Origin of the sequence: Vibrio fluminensis (assembly GCF_015278125.1) — a bacterium.
Taxonomy (GTDB): Bacteria; Pseudomonadota; Gammaproteobacteria; order Enterobacterales; family Vibrionaceae; genus Vibrio; species Vibrio fluminensis.
Window position 1 is genome coordinate 417,448 of sequence record NZ_JADILO010000001.1, and the last position, 16,305, is coordinate 433,752.

Annotated in this window: 16 protein-coding genes, 1 riboswitch and 1 other annotated feature (1 of these 18 only partly in view); of the genes, 4 read left to right on the forward strand and 12 right to left on the reverse strand. The window is 42.9% G+C overall.

The genetic code is table 11. From position 1 onward, the window contains the following. Positions 1–81: a sequence feature (His leader region), on the reverse strand; it reaches 55 nt to the left of the window's first position. 267 nt (positions 82–348) lie between these two features. Further along, a complete protein-coding gene (locus tag IRQ95_RS01885) occupies positions 349–1,941 on the reverse strand; it encodes a Na+/H+ antiporter NhaC family protein (protein WP_194435308.1) in 1,593 nt (530 codons plus the stop codon). Between the two features lie 106 nt (positions 1,942–2,047). Beyond that, positions 2,048–2,231: riboswitch (Lysine riboswitch) on the reverse strand. Between the two features lie 629 nt (positions 2,232–2,860). On the opposite strand from IRQ95_RS01885, the gene IRQ95_RS01890 reads away from it, so the two are divergent. After that, positions 2,861–3,265 carry an H-NS family histone-like protein gene (locus IRQ95_RS01890; protein ID WP_194435309.1) on the forward strand — a complete coding sequence of 135 codons (405 nt, stop codon included), beginning with the start codon at positions 2,861–2,863 and terminating at the stop codon, positions 3,263–3,265. Between the two features lie 102 nt (positions 3,266–3,367). Here the strand turns inward: IRQ95_RS01890 and IRQ95_RS01895 are convergent, their stop codons facing one another. Continuing rightward, the gene (locus tag IRQ95_RS01895) at positions 3,368–4,672 is read right to left on the reverse strand and encodes an inosine/guanosine kinase (protein WP_194435310.1); all 1,305 of its coding nucleotides are present in this window, start codon (positions 4,670–4,672) and stop codon (positions 3,368–3,370) included. 93 nt (positions 4,673–4,765) lie between these two features. Continuing rightward, entirely contained in the window at positions 4,766–5,035 is a 270-nt protein-coding gene (locus IRQ95_RS01900) for a hypothetical protein (protein ID WP_075649972.1), read from the reverse strand. 243 nt (positions 5,036–5,278) lie between these two features. Here IRQ95_RS01900 and mnmA point away from each other — a divergent pair, with 243 nt between their 5' ends. From mnmA to purB, 3 genes are all read left to right on the forward strand, one after another. After that, complete coding sequence (gene mnmA / locus IRQ95_RS01905; protein WP_194435311.1) at positions 5,279–6,400, forward strand: tRNA 2-thiouridine(34) synthase MnmA; 1,122 nt, start codon at positions 5,279–5,281, stop codon at positions 6,398–6,400. Between the two features lie 29 nt (positions 6,401–6,429). Further along, the gene (gene hflD, locus IRQ95_RS01910) at positions 6,430–7,047 is read left to right on the forward strand and encodes a high frequency lysogenization protein HflD (RefSeq protein WP_194435312.1); all 618 of its coding nucleotides are present in this window, start codon (positions 6,430–6,432) and stop codon (positions 7,045–7,047) included. A gap of 140 nt (positions 7,048–7,187) precedes the next feature. Then, positions 7,188–8,558 (forward strand): adenylosuccinate lyase, encoded by a 1,371-nt coding sequence (gene purB, locus IRQ95_RS01915; protein WP_194435313.1) that lies wholly within the window; start codon positions 7,188–7,190, stop codon positions 8,556–8,558. A 235-nt stretch (positions 8,559–8,793) separates the two neighbouring features. On the opposite strand, the gene IRQ95_RS01920 is transcribed toward purB, so the two are convergent. The 9 genes from IRQ95_RS01920 to htpX all read right to left on the reverse strand — a co-directional run bounded on the left by IRQ95_RS01920 (position 8,794) and on the right by htpX (position 16,014). Further along, entirely contained in the window at positions 8,794–9,318 is a 525-nt protein-coding gene (locus IRQ95_RS01920) for a DUF3833 domain-containing protein (RefSeq protein WP_194435314.1), read from the reverse strand. Beyond that, complete coding sequence (locus IRQ95_RS01925) at positions 9,315–9,902, reverse strand: chalcone isomerase family protein (protein WP_194435315.1); 588 nt, start codon at positions 9,900–9,902, stop codon at positions 9,315–9,317. Before IRQ95_RS01925 ends, IRQ95_RS01920 begins: the two co-directional genes overlap by 4 nt. Continuing rightward, positions 9,874–10,401 (reverse strand): DUF2878 domain-containing protein, encoded by a 528-nt coding sequence (locus IRQ95_RS01930; protein WP_194435316.1) that lies wholly within the window; start codon positions 10,399–10,401, stop codon positions 9,874–9,876. The genes IRQ95_RS01925 and IRQ95_RS01930 overlap by 29 nt, the downstream gene beginning before the upstream one ends. Positions 10,402–10,421: 20 nt before the next feature. Continuing rightward, positions 10,422–11,663 (reverse strand): SAM-dependent methyltransferase, encoded by a 1,242-nt coding sequence (locus tag IRQ95_RS01935; RefSeq protein ID WP_194435317.1) that lies wholly within the window; start codon positions 11,661–11,663, stop codon positions 10,422–10,424. 4 nt (positions 11,664–11,667) lie between these two features. Beyond that, positions 11,668–12,432 carry a DUF1365 domain-containing protein gene (locus tag IRQ95_RS01940; protein WP_194435318.1) on the reverse strand — a complete coding sequence of 255 codons (765 nt, stop codon included), beginning with the start codon at positions 12,430–12,432 and terminating at the stop codon, positions 11,668–11,670. Further along, entirely contained in the window at positions 12,433–13,725 is a 1,293-nt protein-coding gene (locus IRQ95_RS01945) for an NAD(P)/FAD-dependent oxidoreductase (RefSeq protein ID WP_194435319.1), read from the reverse strand. Positions 13,726–13,784: 59 nt separating this feature from the next. Next, positions 13,785–14,510, reverse strand: a complete 726-nt coding sequence (locus IRQ95_RS01950; RefSeq protein WP_194435320.1) for an SDR family NAD(P)-dependent oxidoreductase — start codon at positions 14,508–14,510, stop codon at positions 13,785–13,787. Further along, the gene (locus IRQ95_RS01955; protein ID WP_194435321.1) at positions 14,507–14,926 is read right to left on the reverse strand and encodes a nuclear transport factor 2 family protein; all 420 of its coding nucleotides are present in this window, start codon (positions 14,924–14,926) and stop codon (positions 14,507–14,509) included. Before IRQ95_RS01955 ends, IRQ95_RS01950 begins: the two co-directional genes overlap by 4 nt. A 215-nt stretch (positions 14,927–15,141) precedes the next feature. Beyond that, complete coding sequence (gene htpX / locus IRQ95_RS01960) at positions 15,142–16,014, reverse strand: protease HtpX (protein WP_194435322.1); 873 nt, start codon at positions 16,012–16,014, stop codon at positions 15,142–15,144. Between the last annotated feature and the right edge of the window lie 291 nt (positions 16,015–16,305).

Here is a 16,305-nt window from a genome sequence, read left to right on the forward strand (position 1 = left end):
GACTTAAGCCTCCGGGAGTATCCTGTCCCCCGGGTACGCGTACATCTCCCGAAAGACTACATTGGGTGATGGTGATGATGAATGTTCATGATAAAATTACGCATACTTATTTAAGCTCTTCATTTCTGCTTGGTTGATAACCACACTAACCAAGCCGTTAACTTTTTTCAACTATTAATTTAAGTTTTTTTCATCTTATAACAATATCTAGCCCATTGCGTCGCATTGATTGAACTTGGCTATATGTTGTTTGCTTTGATTAGCTTCTCTCTCTCGCCTGATTCACTTTTCAAGGCACACAAAAAAAGGAAGCCGAAGCTTCCTTTTCAATCTTTGTTTTGCCGAGTTTTAGCAAGAGCTCATTTTTGACTTAGACAATACACTCAATACAAAACATACCGCGACAAATGCTGCTGTTGCTGCTGCGAAAGAAATCGCTAGGTTGTCAGTAATACCAAGCGCGATAAAGCCGATACAAGAGACAAGCGCTACCGACAGCGCGTATGGCAACTGTGTCGCAACGTGGTCGATGTGGTTACAACGTGCACCTGTCGATGACAGAATCGTCGTATCAGAGATTGGAGAACAGTGGTCACCAAATACTGAACCTGCTAGTACCGCACTTAGCATAGGTAGCATTAGAGCAATATCCGTATTACCAGCCATGTCACCCGCGATTGGCAGCATGATGCCAAACGTACCCCATGAACTACCGGTTGAGAATGCCATCACACCAGATAGTAGGAATAGGATCACTGGCAACCACTGAGGATCGATGTTGCCTTGTGCCATTGTTGACAGGTAACTACCTGTTTTCATGTCACCAATCACAGTGCCGATTGACCATGCAAACACAAGGATCAGAATCGCACCGAACATTGATTTTGCACCAATCCATAGCGTGCGATTGATTTCTAGTGCTGGCAGACCCTGCTTTACTACCGTAAACAGTGCAACAAACAGACCAACCAAACCACCGTAAATTAGCGAAGTACCAACATTGGTATTTTCAAACGCGCCAAGTAGCGCGAATGACTTACCCGCTTCTGCTAGAGCTTGACCACCGGTGTAAAGCATAGAAGCAACCGTTGCGATAATTAGCGCAACAATCGGCAGAACTAGATCAGATACTTTGCCTTTTTCGCTCTCAGTAATGTCCAGCTCTTCATCTAAAGCGCGTGCTTCATCAAAATCGTCGCTTTGCACGTCATCAAAGCCGCGGCCTTGTGCTGCTGCGATTTCGTGATCACGCATCTTACCTACATTCAAACCAAACCACGCAACCGCAAATACCATCAGTAGTGCAAAAATTGCGTAAAAGTTCATTGGCACCAAACGCATATAGGCACCCAGCGCTGAATATTCTGTAATACCGTGAGAAACCAAGATACCGCTGATGATTGTCATGATGTATGCGCCCCAGCTTGACGCTGGCATTACGACACACATTGGCGCGGCAGTTGAGTCTAGGATGTAAGCTAGCTTAGCGCGTGATACATAAAAACGGTCAGTTACAGGGCGAGAGATAGCACCAACTGCCAAGCTGTTAAAGTAATCATCAATAAAGATAAAAATACCTAAAAACGCAGCCAATAGTTTTGCACCACGTTTACTTTTCACTCGTGACTGAGCCCAATCAGCAAATGCGCGAGTACCACCCGATAGGGTTAATAATGCGGTCATCATACCTAGTAATACTAGGAAGCCGATGATGCTCATATTACCAGCATTGATTGAGCCATCTTCAACAAATACGCCAAACACAGTGTTTTTAACGTAAGTTAAAGTGTCACCCAACGAGTAATCAGCCAAAAGAATAGCACCTAGTAGAATACCCATACCAAGTGATAACAATACACGACGCGTAACAATAGCTAGCGTCAAAGCCACTACCGGAGGCAGCAGTGATAAAGGAGATGATGCAAAATCGATTAAATTCATGATCTTCGAAACCAGTAATAAATGGTTAGAGATCTACTGCAGACACATAGATTCCATTATCTATGCATGTTGAACATAGCGACAGGGAAGTGAACACTCCACCCAACCCTACAGTAGCGCTCCATAGTTATACAAATAATAGACTATGGCAGTGTTGCCCCTATTCGAACGCAACCCCAGCGAGTGGTTTTGATATACCAGTTCACTTCGGCGGATAAGACCTTTCACGCTTGTTCATTGGCATCACCCCAACAAACGTTACTGATTCATTCCGCTCCTCTACCGCGACAACCAAAGAATAAGCTGAATTAAACATTCTTTAACACAACTTTAACCAATGTGACGCATTAGGTAACGGTCATTGTACTTATAAAAATCACATTTACAACAGATATTGCTATAAAAAATCACCGTAATATTGTCACATAAAACCAATAACTCGGATTAGGGATTGAGGCGTTATCGGTCAGCTTACTCTTAATACTTTCTAGAATAAAAAGTTAGCTCCAATTACTCGTTATAAAAATACAATGACTATTGATTGTTCATCATGATTTATTTTTGCTCACATTAACCTTCTTCTCAGCACCTTAAACGTATCACTTGGAATTAGTCTTAAGGTGGTAACTAAACCACCGTTCTATTTACGACCTGCCACCCTTTGTCTTTAACAATAATTTGAATAGATATTATTTGAATAGTTAAAGTGGCGATTATGAAACTAGGCACTATACTTATAGGCTATTTTGATTCTATTCATATTACTTCTTATTAAAGAACAGAATGTGAACTGAGTTTAAACTTTCAAATCTTATCAGCGCGACAAATTTATTTCATACAATTTACAATATTTAAATTGTATTATCAGGAATACACTATTAATATTACTTTGTCGCTTACAATATATTGGTGAGATTTTATGTCGGAATTAACAAAAACTCTTTTAAACATTCGTAGTCTTCGTGCTTTTTCTCGCGAACTTACTCTTGAGCAATTAGAAGAAGCACTAGAGAAATTAACTCTAGTCGTTTCTGAGCGCAAAGAAGTAGAAGAAGAAGAGCGCGCAGCACAAGCTGAGCAAGAAGCTAAATTAGCAGCAATCGCAGAACAAATCGCAAAAGATGGTATTGATGTTAGTGCACTTATCAGCGCACTTGCTGGCGAGACGAAAACCAAAGCTAAATCTAAGCGTGCTCCTCGTCCGGCGAAATACAAATACCTAGACGAAGGTGAAGAAAAAACTTGGACAGGTCAAGGTCGTACACCTTCAGCAATCCAAGCTCAATTAGATGCGGGCAAATCTCTAGAAGATTTCCTAATCTAATTTATCTAGATACAGATATAGAAAAAGCTCCCTTCTAGGGAGCTTTTTTGTATTCGTGGTTTTTATTAAAGCCCACACTAAGGTGAGCTTTAATAATCTCGCTTATCTTTCCCAGTAAGCTTCTTCTAAGCTGTCTTCACGCTCAGGCAAACCACGAGACAAACGAGGTGAGTGCTGAACCAGCACTTCGTAACTAGCGCGGTTTGAGTATTTACATACCTGAGAGAATGATGAATAAGTTAAGAATGCGTAAGCGTGCTTACTTGAGTTTGGCACGTTTTCTTTATGGTATTTATTTGCCGCCATATCATGCAAAAGCGCAGATAGAGCTGCGTCGCCAGCACCATTAGTATTCTTAATTTTCTCAGGGCCACCCATATAAGGTGAAATATGCGAATAAACTTTAATCGGATTTTCACATAGCGACTTCGTTGCTGGGCGGCTAAACTCATAACGGTTAAATTCAGCAATACAGCCAGGAAGAAGTGGCAACGTAGTTTCACGTTTTGCTTCGTCTTCACTGTAACCCGCCATATATAAACCAACAGGGCCAGCCGTACACAATACCAAATCAACCCAATCCAAAGCTTTATCTGAAGCCGCTAGTGGATCGTGTTCACCCGTTAATGCTTCTGCTTCATCTTCGTTCATCGCAACAACACTTACATGATCACGTAAGAAGTCTTGCCAGAATTTAGGATCGTCTTGAATAACGAATTTAGTACCCAGAGTTAATACAACTGGCACATCATATTTCTTCGCATATTCAATTGCACGCATTGTTGCTTCAGGCATTGGATCACCTGGCTTACAACGAACTAAATAAGCAGTCAGTACTAACGCAGAAGCATTTTTAAAAATCTTCTCTGGAATACTATCAGGGCGAAGTTGGTTCATTTGACCTTCACTAATTGCAAAAGTACGTTCGCCATCTTCTGTAATAAGCGCAAAACAACGACCAATAGCACCTTCAACACCTTGTAGGTAGTTAAGGTCCATACGACTAGAGGTATTACACAAATAACGATAACCGTAGCTACCTATTTTTATGTCTTGGCTCATTACACCTAGTAGTGTTGATTTATCGTCTGCTAATACAGAGTAGTTATGTAGTGTATTACCAATTGTACCACCAGCGTATTCGTTAGTGATAAGGCAAGTCTCTTTTAACTCGTTGTATAACGCTTCTGCCGTTTGGTCATCAATCACCAATGAGTGACCTTTGCTCAGACCATATTTTTCGATGAGTTCCGAATCAACCTTTGCTTCAATGTCCACCAATGTTTGATCGATACCAATAATATGGGTACGAGACATTTTCTTACTTGTTTGCGCTTGGCTCACCAAAGGATCACGCGCATGTACTGGAAAGTAGTGCTTTGATTTACGTTGACCGGGAAATTTCATAATACAGGTTCTGATTAAGGGAAAGACAGGAAGGCGAATTCTACTGCGCTAGCGAATACGCTGCAATAACTGCGAGTATAGCAAACGTTTACTCTATTCACCTTCCATAAAACTAAGGTCAGGAAGACGTTCTAGGTGCTCAGAATAGCGCTTCAAATTGAATTCACCTTCGTTTTTCATAACATCAAAAATCTCAATTGATACTGCACATGCCATCATCGCAATTGCATCATCACGGCTAGTCCCTGTCATCATTAAACGCATCAAGGTCTCTTTGACTTTTAATGGATTACCATCGGCCAATTGGTTCTCAATCACTTCAATTAAATCTGATTCTTGGAAAACTTGGTTCTCATCACTCATGGTGCTTATATTACCTAATAAAATACGAATTCAACTGCTAGACGAAGATTGTTTGCCTAGCAGCGCTTGATTTTCGCCTACTATGCCATATATAGAGGACTTATCGTTATTAATAACGCAGGTTTTAACCGATAAATTGACAAAAAGAGTATCATTTCGAAGTGTGATTTCGATCTCGGATCTGTCGCAGCGAAACGCTTTCTGTTAAAATCTGCCCCCAGTTAATTTTTGTGGTGTTAAGCAATGTCTGAGAACTGTACTGACAACAGTCAAAAGAAAGTCATCGTTGGTATGTCTGGCGGTGTTGATTCATCGGTTTCTGCGTATCTTCTTAAGCAGCAAGGCTATCAAGTAGAAGGCCTGTTTATGAAGAACTGGGAAGAAGATGACAACGAAGAATACTGTACTGCGGCGCAAGATCTAGCCGATGCACAGGCAGTGTGTGACAAGCTTGGCATTCACATGCACAAGATTAACTTTGCTGCTGAATATTGGGACAACGTATTCGAGTACTTCCTAGAAGAGTACAAAGCTGGCCGTACGCCAAACCCTGATATTCTGTGTAACAAAGAAATTAAATTCAAAGCATTCCTCGAGTATGCTGATGAAGTGCTTGATGCAGACTACATCGCGATGGGTCACTATGTTCGTCGTTCTTTCCCGACAAATGGCGAGAAGCCACAAATGCTACGTGGCCAAGACGGCAACAAAGACCAAAGCTACTTCTTATATACACTTAGCCATGAACAAGTTGCGCGTAGCCTATTCCCTGTTGGTGAATTAGAGAAGCCAGAAGTTCGTCGTATTGCTGAAGAGCAAGACCTAATCACAGCGAAGAAAAAAGACTCTACCGGTATCTGTTTTATCGGCGAACGTAAATTTACTGATTTCTTGGGCCGCTACTTACCTGCTCAGCCAGGTAAAATTGAAACCCCTGAAGGTAAAGTGATTGGCGAACACCAAGGTTTGATGTACCACACACTAGGTCAACGTAAAGGCCTACATATTGGTGGCACTAAAGGCGGCGGTGGTAACGAAGAACCATGGTACGTAGCAGAAAAAGACCTAAAGCGTAATGTACTGATTGCAGTACAAGGTGCTGACCACCCACTTTTAAAATCTAATGGGTTAATTGCATCACAATTACATTGGGTTGATCGCACACCAATTAATGAACCGTTACAATGCACTGTGAAAACACGTTACCGTCAAACTGATATTGCGTGTACTATCATCCCTGTGGATGACAACACAATCAAAGTAATTTTTGATGAACCTCAAGTTGCTGTGACTCCAGGTCAATCGGCTGTTTTCTACCAAGGTGAAGTATGTCTTGGTGGTGGTATCATCGAACAACGAATTTAATCAGACGTATTATTCAGGAGTAACTCTACGTGGCTAACACTCTTTATGACCGCACCATTGCTTTTGCAGGTATTTGTCAAGCTGTCGCTTTAGTTCAGCAAGCAGCAAAGAACGGTTATTGTGACACTGACGCGTTTGAAACTTCACTGAAAGCGATTCTGAATACTAACCCAAGCAGTACACTCAATGTGTTTGGTCGTGAATCTGACCTAAAGCTTGGTTTAGAGTGCTTGGTGAAAGGCATTGATAGCACACCAACTGGTAGTGAGATTACTCGCTACATCATTAGTCTTATGGCACTAGAGCGCAAGCTTAGCAGCCGTAACGATGCGATGGCACAGTTAGGTGATCGCCTACAAATGTTAGAACGCCAAGCTGACCATTTTTCTTTAACCGATGATCAAATGCTCAGCAACCTCGCGAGCGTTTACCTTGATGTCGTAAGCCCGATTGGGCCACGAATTCAAGTCACTGGCACACCAACAGTATTGCAGCAAACCAGTAATCAGCACAAAGTCCGCGCTTTGTTGCTTTCAGGAATTCGTTGTTCTGTACTTTGGCGCCAAGTCGGAGGTAAACGCCGACATTTGATCTTCGGCCGTAAAAAGATGGTCGAGCAAGCACAAATTCTACTCGCTCGAATGTAATTTAAACACGCGGCCTACCGCGTGTTTATTTTTTCAGAGTAAAACAACCTTGGCGCAAACGTTTGCGCAACTTTAGTGACAAACGCCAAACTTCTTGGTATAAAGCTCACAAATTCTAGAAATCAATTCAGGAGAACATCATGGAACTGTCAGCATTGACTGCTGTTTCACCAGTAGACGGCCGTTACGGAAGCAAGACTATTGCGTTACGCGAAATTTTCAGTGAGTACGGCCTACTAAAGTACCGTACTATCGTTGAAATTCGCTGGCTACAAAAGCTTGCTGCTACTGCTGAAATCGCCGAAGTGCCTGCTTTCAGCGCAGAAGCTAATCAATTCCTAGACGATCTTGCTGCTAACTTCTCTGAAGAAGACGCAATGCGCATCAAAGAAATTGAGCGTACAACTAACCATGACGTAAAAGCGGTTGAGTACTTCCTAAAAGAAAAAGTAGCTGATGTTCCTGAACTTCACGCGGTTAACGAATTCTTCCACTTTGCATGTACTTCTGAAGACATCAACAACACCTCGCACGCTCTAATGCTAAAAGAAGCGCGTGAAACGGTTATTCTTCCAGAAATTCGCAACCTAATTGATGCGATTAAAGCACTTGCAGTGGAATACCGCGACATTCCTCTACTGTCTCGTACACACGGCCAGCCAGCATCTCCATCGACTATGGGTAAAGAGATGGCGAACGTAGCGTACCGCATGGAACGTCAGTTCAAGCAAATCGAAAACGTTGAGATCCTAGCTAAGATTAACGGTGCTGTAGGTAACTACAACGCACACCTTTCAGCTTACCCTGAGCTAGATTGGCACAAGTTTTCTGAAGAGTTCATCACAGAGTCCCTAGGCGTAACTTGGAACCCATACACTACGCAAATCGAACCACACGATTACATCGCTGAGCTGTTCGATGCAGTAGCACGTTTCAACACTATCCTTATCGACTTCGACCGTGACGTATGGGGCTACATTGCTCTAGGCCACTTCAAACAAAAAACCATTGCTGGCGAAATCGGTTCTTCAACGATGCCACACAAAGTTAACCCTATCGACTTTGAAAACTCAGAAGGCAACCTAGGTCTAGCGAATGCAGTATTCGGTCACCTAGCACAAAAACTGCCTATCTCTCGTTGGCAACGTGACCTTACAGATTCAACAGTTCTTCGTAACCTAGGTGTGGGTGTGGGCTACGCTATCATCGCGTACACTTCTACGCTAAAAGGCATCAGCAAACTAGAAGTAAACCGCGAAGCGCTACTTGCTGAACTCGACAAGAACTGGGAAGTTCTTGCAGAACCAGTACAAACTGTTATGCGTCGTTACGGCATCGAAAAACCATATGAGAAGCTAAAAGAGCTGACTCGTGGTAAGCGTGTAGACGGCGAAGCAATGCGCAACTTTATCGACGGCCTTGAACTGCCTGAGCATGAAAAAGCGCGTCTAAAAGAGATGACGCCAGCGAACTACATCGGTCAAGCTATCGAGCTAACTGACAAGCTGTAATTGCTTACAAACACTTAATTAATCAAGCCTCCCTTGGGAGGCTTTTTTCTAGGTTTCTATTTAAAACACCGTTATACCAATCAAGATAAGTAACTGGTCAGCTAATTGCGCAAGGAAAATCGCTTAGAATTAGGCACAGATTGCCGCTAACTAGTTATTCTAATTACAAAATCTGTAACGACGTTATCAGCGATTTTAATCAGCAAGAATGGTCAAAGACTTGTGCTGATTGGTATTACTGCTTCTGAAAGAAAATCGTCACTGTTGCGACCTGCACACCAAATTTTTTCACCTTAGTGATGTTAAACAGGTGTTTATCATCTTGACGAAACAGCCAATCATCCATCGTAACAGTTAATGTTGAGCCATCGTAAGGCAATTCGAAGTCATATTGCCATCGCATCGCGTTCCCCTGCTCTGCCCCAGTCGCGATACCAATAATATCTTGCGCTGTGCCTTGATAAGAACCATCTTCTAACCGCTTAATATGCCAAATACGCTGCTCTTCAACCCCGTCGCTGTAAACAAAATCTTCGACCAAAGTTAATTTGTTGCCATCAACTGTCCCAACAATATCGACCTTGAAACTGCGCGTCTTCTTGCCAGAAAAATCTTGTACCATTCCCCAGGCTTCCACCTCGCCTTGGAAATAGTCAAATAGGGCGAAGTTTGGACTGCTTTGTTTGTAGTCATCAAGTTGTGTACCACAGCCAAACAGAGTCAATAATGTTGAGCACATGATCAACAGTTTCACTTTCATCGTTTCATCCCTATTAGTTGTCGCCTTAAATCAGCATATTCCGTTTTTGGTGAAAGCCAAATTGATAGAAAGGCATCGTTCAGACGTTCATCAGAAATGGTACCAATATGGCGACTTTTTGAGGGCAAGGGAGAATAAACAAATTGCCCCGTTTCACCATTCGTTATATACGTCAGTGTCTGTCCCGATTTGATATTAGGAAAAATAGCAGATAATTGCGTAATCCAGGCCTTAGCATCCCTTTCCGTATAGCCAAGCTTTACCCATTGCTCATAGGTAGCATCTAAAAGCTGCTTTTGAGTTATATTTCTTTGGTAATTTATTGACAAGGCCAATGGGTGAGGTGTGACATCTAAAGATTGCTGCTGATATATTCCCGTCGGCGAAGTTAACTTTGATTGGTAAATATCAAAAAAAAGTATTGATAATTGTGCTTCACCAACTTGATTCCAATTTTGCCAGTTGTCCGTTTGTTGTGAATTCTTCTGATTTTCTGCCGATAGAGAGGCCAGAGAATAGGGTGAACAAAAAACAGCGACGCTCAGCAATATCAATTTATACCAAGTTATCTTTTCCATGCTCATGATGTTTTGCCCCAACATTTATCATTTTCATACAGAAGAAAACAAAAGCAAGCCACTGTATGAAAAACAACACAATTGCCACAGGCAATGAAAATCCAAGTGACACTGCTCCAAGTTTGTAACCCGCCAAATAGCTCAACGCTCCGGCTAGACCACCTACTATAGATACGATCCACGTTGGGTAATGGCTCACTATTTTGCCAAGAAAGAGTGCATACCAACAAAATCCCCCCCAAAGAGCCACCAGCCAAATGGGAATAAAAGCACTCTCAAAAGCAATTAAGCCAAATTTGATATTAACGCTATCGAGAACAACCCCGATTATTGTGAGAATAAGCCAAATACGCCAATTAAACTCTTCACGCCTCGCCGTGACTAAAATCAAACAAGTTACGCCTAACAAGACAGCCCACTGCCATGATTCTTTGCCGAGCACCGCTGCAAACCAGACCATTTGAAACAATGTCGAGATAATGAGTAAGCGCTTTAATTGACTCATAGATTACCTACATCATTACCCTAAGGTCTCTGAAACGTCATATGCACAGTACTGATCGTCTTTGCTTTAAAACCACCCTCGCAATAGCAGAAGTAGTAGTTCCACATGCGAATAAAGCGCTCATCAAACCCAAGCTCGGTTACGCGCTCTAAATTAGCGTTAAAACGCTGATGCCAATGGTTGAGAGTGACCGCGTAATCTTCCCCAATATCGAATAAGTCACGTAACACGAGATCACTACTTTTGGTTGTAGTTTGCGTTAACGCAGTAATCGAGGGTAAGAATCCACCGGGGAAAATATACTTCTGAATAAAATCGACACTGTTGCTGTAACTCTTGTAGCGTTGATCAGCGATGGTGATAGCTTGAATCGCCATCAGACCTTGTGGTTTAAGTAGTGATTGGCACTTTTGAATGTACGAAGTTAAGTACTCTTTACCCACCGCCTCGATCATTTCAATAGAAACCAGCTTGTCGTATTGTCCTTCCAACACTCGGTAATCTTGTTTGACCAAAGTAACACGATCTTCGAGGCCTAATGATTCTATACGCTGTTTGGCGTAAAGGTATTGAGCATCAGAGATCGTAGTAGTAGTGACTCGACAACCATAGGTTTGTGCCATATAAATGGCCATCGCCCCCCACCCTGTGCCAATTTCAATCACATGATCACTTGGTTTAAGTTGTAATTGCTGACACAAACGCTCCATCTTATTGATTTGCGCCTGTTCAAGAGAGTCTGTACCTTTATTGAATACTGCCGACGAGTAAAGCATGTTTTGATCGAGAAACGTTTGGTATAAATCATTACTCAAATCGTAATGGGCATGAATATTTTTTTCTGAATTTTCAAGCGTATTTCGGTTAAGCCAATGAGACACCCGATGGATAATCTCAGTAAGAAAGCCGGTACGACTCTCTAAGTTATCCAACATTGCTAAGTTACGCGCCATGATCTCAGTTAACGCAGTAAGATCAGGGCTGTCCCACCAGCCATCCATATAGGCTTCTGCTGCTGCAATACTGCCACCTTTCAGCAGGCGAGTATAAAAAGCAGGGTTGCGTACGATGATCACAGCGACAGGCTGCGAGTCATTGCCACTACCAAAATTCTCTCGATGCACGACCTTACCTGCTTCGAATTCTTCGACAACAGTTAGGGTGCCGATAGTGATCTTATGTATACAACTGAATACTACACTTCTAGCGGTTTTCTCAACCGATGTCAGTCGCTTTGGAAGGGTTAGAGTTTGAGTTGTCATCTTCCTATGCTCCTTTGCTGCTATTACTGCTCTGGTCAGAACTTTGCTGATATTTAGGGTGTGAATAGAACGGTGCCCCTTTGACCCATAACTTTAGCGCATGCCAATAAATTCCTATGGTCACTTTTACTGCCATCGCTGGGGTAGCGATCAGTTTTTTCGCCAATGAAAAGCCACCAAGCGTTTGTTTCTGCATTGAAAGTGTCGCATCAAACTCTTTGCTATCGCGATGACACTCAAGATGAACGTGTAGACGCTTGGTTAAGGGCTTCACCAACCACATGTAACGCTGCTCAACTGGATTAAATGGCGAGACATGAAATGCTTTTTGATGTTCAAAACGCCCATCTTCACTGGCTGGAATAGCGTAGTAATGGCGTTCGTTCCAAGGAGTATTGCTCACCTCAGCTAACAAATAACGCCACTGATTTTGATCGTCATAAACATAGTAAAAATTAACAGGACTAAAATAGATCCCGAGGTAACGTAGATGAACGACTGCCTCAACGCGACCGTTGTGAAACTGCTCCCCGGTCAATTCGAAGACTTTTTTAAGCACCGCTGTTTTAAAGTCTCCTACACCTAGGTAGTCTTCACGACGAAAACGTGCCCAATGCCACCATTTGTCACCCAACCCCCAAACTTGTTTGAATACTGTATCCAATTCATCCAAGTCTAGACATGGCATAAACAAGGGGTAATTCAGTGAATGTTTCACTGGTGAAAAACGTCGATGCCTCACCGACCCCACGAGAAGCGAGCTATTCATCTAGGCCGCTCCCTTGACTTCTACTTTGTTTGGCTTAGCTTTAAGCTCAGCCACGACATCAATTGCGCTGCGCACGCCATCTTCATGGAACCCGTTGTACCAATAAGCACCACAGAACCAAGTGTTTTGTATACCATTGATCATTTCACGCTGCTGTTGGGCAGCCATTGTCTCTGTTGTAAAAACGGGGTGGCTATAGTTGAAAGTTCGTAAAATCTTATCCTTAGCAATTAAATCGGCGCTGTTTAACGAGACGCAGAAAGTCTCTGGGCTGTCGATATGTTGTAGGATGTTCATGTTGTAAGTCAGGGTCGGAGGTGCCAGCTGTTCTCGCTCACTGCCGTTAAGGCGATAGTTCCAAGCCGCCCATGCAGCTTGCCGCTTTGGTAACAGGCTGCTATCGGTATGGAGAACTACCTCATTACTCTGATAAGCTAAGGGGGCCAGTACTTTCTGCTCATCAAATGATGCATCACCAAGCAAAGCCAGTGCTTGATCGCTATGACAGGCAAAAATGACTTGATCGAAACGCTGGGTTTGTCCATTCACAGTGATGTTTACACCACTAGAATCCCTTGTCACGCGCTCAACCGGAGAGTTGAGCTGAATTCGATCTACAAAGCCTTGGGTTAAAGCGGGGATATATTGCTTTGAACCGCCTTTAATCACATACCATTGCGGGCGATTAACCACATCAAGCAAGCCATGGTTTAGGAAGAATCGAGCGAAAAACCCCAATGGAAAAGCACGCATATCAGCTAACGTAGAAGACCAAATCGCTGCGCCCATCGGCAAAATATAGTTATCGCTAAAATAATCACTGAAACCATGCTCAGTCAAAAATTCACCTAAGGTTTTATCATCTTCACAGGCAGACAGTTGGTCTTTTTCTGCTCGCTCTCTAACGAGTTTGTTAAAGCGCAAGATCTCTAGGATAAACTTGTAGAATTTAGGGTTAAGCCAATTGCGCTTTTGCGCAAACAGAGTGGAAATGGTGTGGCCGTTGTATTCCAAACCATTAGCTTGGTTAGAGACAGAAAAACTCATTTCTGTGGCTAGTCCTTGTACACCCACTTCCTTCATCAATCTAATGAAATTTGGATAGGTTCTGTCATTGTAAACAATAAAACCGGTGTCAACCGCGTAACTCTTACCCTTAAGTTCCACATCAATAGTTGCGGTGTGACCACCAATGTAATCATTCGCTTCAAATAGCGTAATGTCATGCTGCTTGTGTAAGTAATAGCCGCACGTTAACCCTGATATACCAGTACCGACGATTGCGATTTTCATTGTTGTTGATCCTCTGCCCTTGGGTTTTATCAGTTATTAAGTTTGCCGCACTGGCATCACTATCCTTTCAATAGTTTGGAACTTAATGCGTTTTGCCAGCGATATGGCAGTAAGCCAATTAAACGTAAAATGGAGGTGAATCGTGATGGAAAGTAAATATAAGGCTGACGTTTCTCTATACCACGACGAATGGCAACCGACGCCTCTTCGGCGGTCACAATCATCGGCATATCAAAGGTGTTTTTGTCAGTCAGTGGCGTTTTAACAAATCCTGGATAAACGACTGTGACATCTATCTGTTTAGACTTGAGAGTCATTTGCAGCGTGCGCGCGAGATAACTAACCGCGGCTTTCGATGCGCCGTATGCCTCAGCACGTGGCAAAGCCAATTCACTGGAAATAGAACCAATCACGATGACTTGGTCTCCCGGTTTGAAAAAGCGCTGTGCTGCTTGCAGTGAATTAACCAAGCCTAAAAAATTGGCTTCGAATACTCGTTTCATCAACGCGCTGTCGATTTCGCCGCTTTCAATGTATTCACAATTACCAGCGTTAAAAATCCAGATGTTGGGGTGTGAATGCATACTCTCGAGCGCCTGCCCCGTTGCTTCTGCGTTTGTGATGTCAAACTGTAAGGTCTCAACGTTAGCGCCGTGCTGCTCAAAACCCTTCAATGCAATGGGGTTACGACCACACACTACAACTTGCTCACCGTTTGCCAAGTAATCTTGTGCAAGTTGGTGACCAATTCCTGAGGTAGCCCCTGTGATCAACACCGTACTCATTCTCCTAACCTCGCCTTGATGGTTTTTACGATTGAACCAAGTAATGGCAGGTTTTCGTAGAGCATCTCACCAAGATCAAAATAATCTCTATGGTAGATGACGCGACCTTCAGCAAACGACAGGTGGCTAACGCCATTAACAAATATGGTCGCGCCTTTCTGCAGTTTCGGATGTTTGAGTTCCATTGTCCAAGTGATAAAACCGCTGTCACCCTGTTGCTGATGGTGTTGAATATTAAACTGGCAACGATCGACGTTGCGATAAAGAGAATCGAAATAACGTTTAAGTTCTACCCAACCTTCAAGACGGTGAGCAGCATCTTCAAAAACCACATCGGGATGATATACATCGCTCAGCAGATGAAGATTAAATTTGTTTAGCTGTTGATAAACAGAACCGACTGTCGCTACATCCATGAGAAACTCCGATAATTGTACACAAATTATTTTTGTATAACACATTCACTCTAGAACATATCAAAAAGTTGTACAAATTTATTTTTGTATAACTTATTTCAGTTTACGGATGTTTTTCTGATTGGATCAAAAAAGGCTTGGATAAAAATCCAAGCCTTTTGTAACAAATTTAGTGTGTTAACTTTGGTGTCTAATCGTTAGCTAGCAAGCCACACTTATAGACCGCTACGCAGAGCTGCGATACGCTTATCAAGTGGTGGGTGGCTCATCAGTAGTTCAGTCATCGAACGTTTACCGTTAATACCAAACGCCATCATAGAACCTTCAAGTTGAGACTCATGGCTCATCTTCAAGCGCTCAAGAGCCGCGATCATCTTTTCTTTACCCACAAGGTTTGCTGCGCCTGCATCAGCATAAAACTCACGGTGACGGCTGTACCACATCGTGATAAAGCTCGCTAGGAAACCAAACACCAGTTCAAGCACCATAGATACGCCAAAATAAACCATCATATTGCTGCCGCCTTCACCCTCTTCGTCACTGTTATTTGACGATACGATGTTGGCGATAAAGCGCGATAAGAAGATTACGAAGGTGTTCACTACACCTTGCATTAGCGTCATGGTAACCATGTCACCATTAGCAATGTGACTCACTTCGTGTGCAAGCACCGCTTCAGCTTCATCACGAGTCATGTTGTGTAGCAGACCTGTTGATACAGCTACTAGCGAATCATCACGTTTTGCCCCCGTTGCAAACGCGTTGATATCTGCTGAATCATAAATCGCAACTGTCGGCATACCAATGCCTACTTGCTGAGATTGACGACGAACCGTTTCAAGCAACCAATGCTCTGTCTCGTTGCGAGGGCTTTCGATAACCATACCGCCCACAGAGCGCAGTGCCATACCCTTTGACATCATCAAAGAGATAAATGAACCACCAAAACCAAACACAGCCGCCATGACCAGCAAGCCTGATAGGCTACCAGGCTGCATACCAGTGACAGCATAAACAATATTCAAAACAACGCTTAGCACGAGAACGACAGCTAAGTTTGTTGCCAGGAATAACATTACTCGCTTCATTACTTTTCTCCGAAACAGGAAGCTCTTTTTCGTGGCTTGACTACAAAAATCATCGCCTTTATATGTGGAAGTACTAGCCTTTAGTCAACTAGACCTCGCTAAGCCATAGGCTAGCACATAGATATAGACGAATCACACTAAACTCAAGTTATAGAAGCAAATTGATACACTTGTTTTCAACCTGACTAGGATTTGCGCCTAGTCTACCAAACTCTAACTGGGTAAATAGTGCCAACGCGTTAGACTTTGGTCGAATTGAGACGATGTGAAAAAGTGCTAGATTTAGTATCA

What these genes read in the sequence shown, in the direction of transcription:
- IRQ95_RS01885 (WP_194435308.1), bottom strand. Translation starts at nt 1,941, where the DNA reads ATGAATTTAATCGATTTTGCATCATCTCCTTTATCACTGCTGCCTCCG.
- IRQ95_RS01925 (WP_194435315.1), bottom strand. Translation starts at nt 9,902, where the DNA reads ATGAGCATGGAAAAGATAACTTGGTATAAATTGATATTGCTGAGCGTC.
- IRQ95_RS01890 (WP_194435309.1), top strand. Translation starts at nt 2,861, where the DNA reads ATGTCGGAATTAACAAAAACTCTTTTAAACATTCGTAGTCTTCGTGCT.
- IRQ95_RS01920 (WP_194435314.1), bottom strand. Translation starts at nt 9,318, where the DNA reads ATGAAAGTGAAACTGTTGATCATGTGCTCAACATTATTGACTCTGTTT.
- mnmA (WP_194435311.1), top strand. Translation starts at nt 5,279, where the DNA reads ATGTCTGAGAACTGTACTGACAACAGTCAAAAGAAAGTCATCGTTGGT.
- IRQ95_RS01895 (WP_194435310.1), bottom strand. Translation starts at nt 4,672, where the DNA reads ATGAAATTTCCCGGTCAACGTAAATCAAAGCACTACTTTCCAGTACAT.
- htpX (WP_194435322.1), bottom strand. Translation starts at nt 16,014, where the DNA reads ATGAAGCGAGTAATGTTATTCCTGGCAACAAACTTAGCTGTCGTTCTC.
- IRQ95_RS01900 (WP_075649972.1), bottom strand. Translation starts at nt 5,035, where the DNA reads ATGAGTGATGAGAACCAAGTTTTCCAAGAATCAGATTTAATTGAAGTG.
- IRQ95_RS01940 (WP_194435318.1), bottom strand. Translation starts at nt 12,432, where the DNA reads ATGAATAGCTCGCTTCTCGTGGGGTCGGTGAGGCATCGACGTTTTTCA.
- IRQ95_RS01930 (WP_194435316.1), bottom strand. Translation starts at nt 10,401, where the DNA reads ATGAGTCAATTAAAGCGCTTACTCATTATCTCGACATTGTTTCAAATG.
- purB (WP_194435313.1), top strand. Translation starts at nt 7,188, where the DNA reads ATGGAACTGTCAGCATTGACTGCTGTTTCACCAGTAGACGGCCGTTAC.
- IRQ95_RS01950 (WP_194435320.1), bottom strand. Translation starts at nt 14,510, where the DNA reads ATGAGTACGGTGTTGATCACAGGGGCTACCTCAGGAATTGGTCACCAA.
- IRQ95_RS01945 (WP_194435319.1), bottom strand. Translation starts at nt 13,725, where the DNA reads ATGAAAATCGCAATCGTCGGTACTGGTATATCAGGGTTAACGTGCGGC.
- IRQ95_RS01935 (WP_194435317.1), bottom strand. Translation starts at nt 11,663, where the DNA reads ATGACAACTCAAACTCTAACCCTTCCAAAGCGACTGACATCGGTTGAG.
- IRQ95_RS01955 (WP_194435321.1), bottom strand. Translation starts at nt 14,926, where the DNA reads ATGGATGTAGCGACAGTCGGTTCTGTTTATCAACAGCTAAACAAATTT.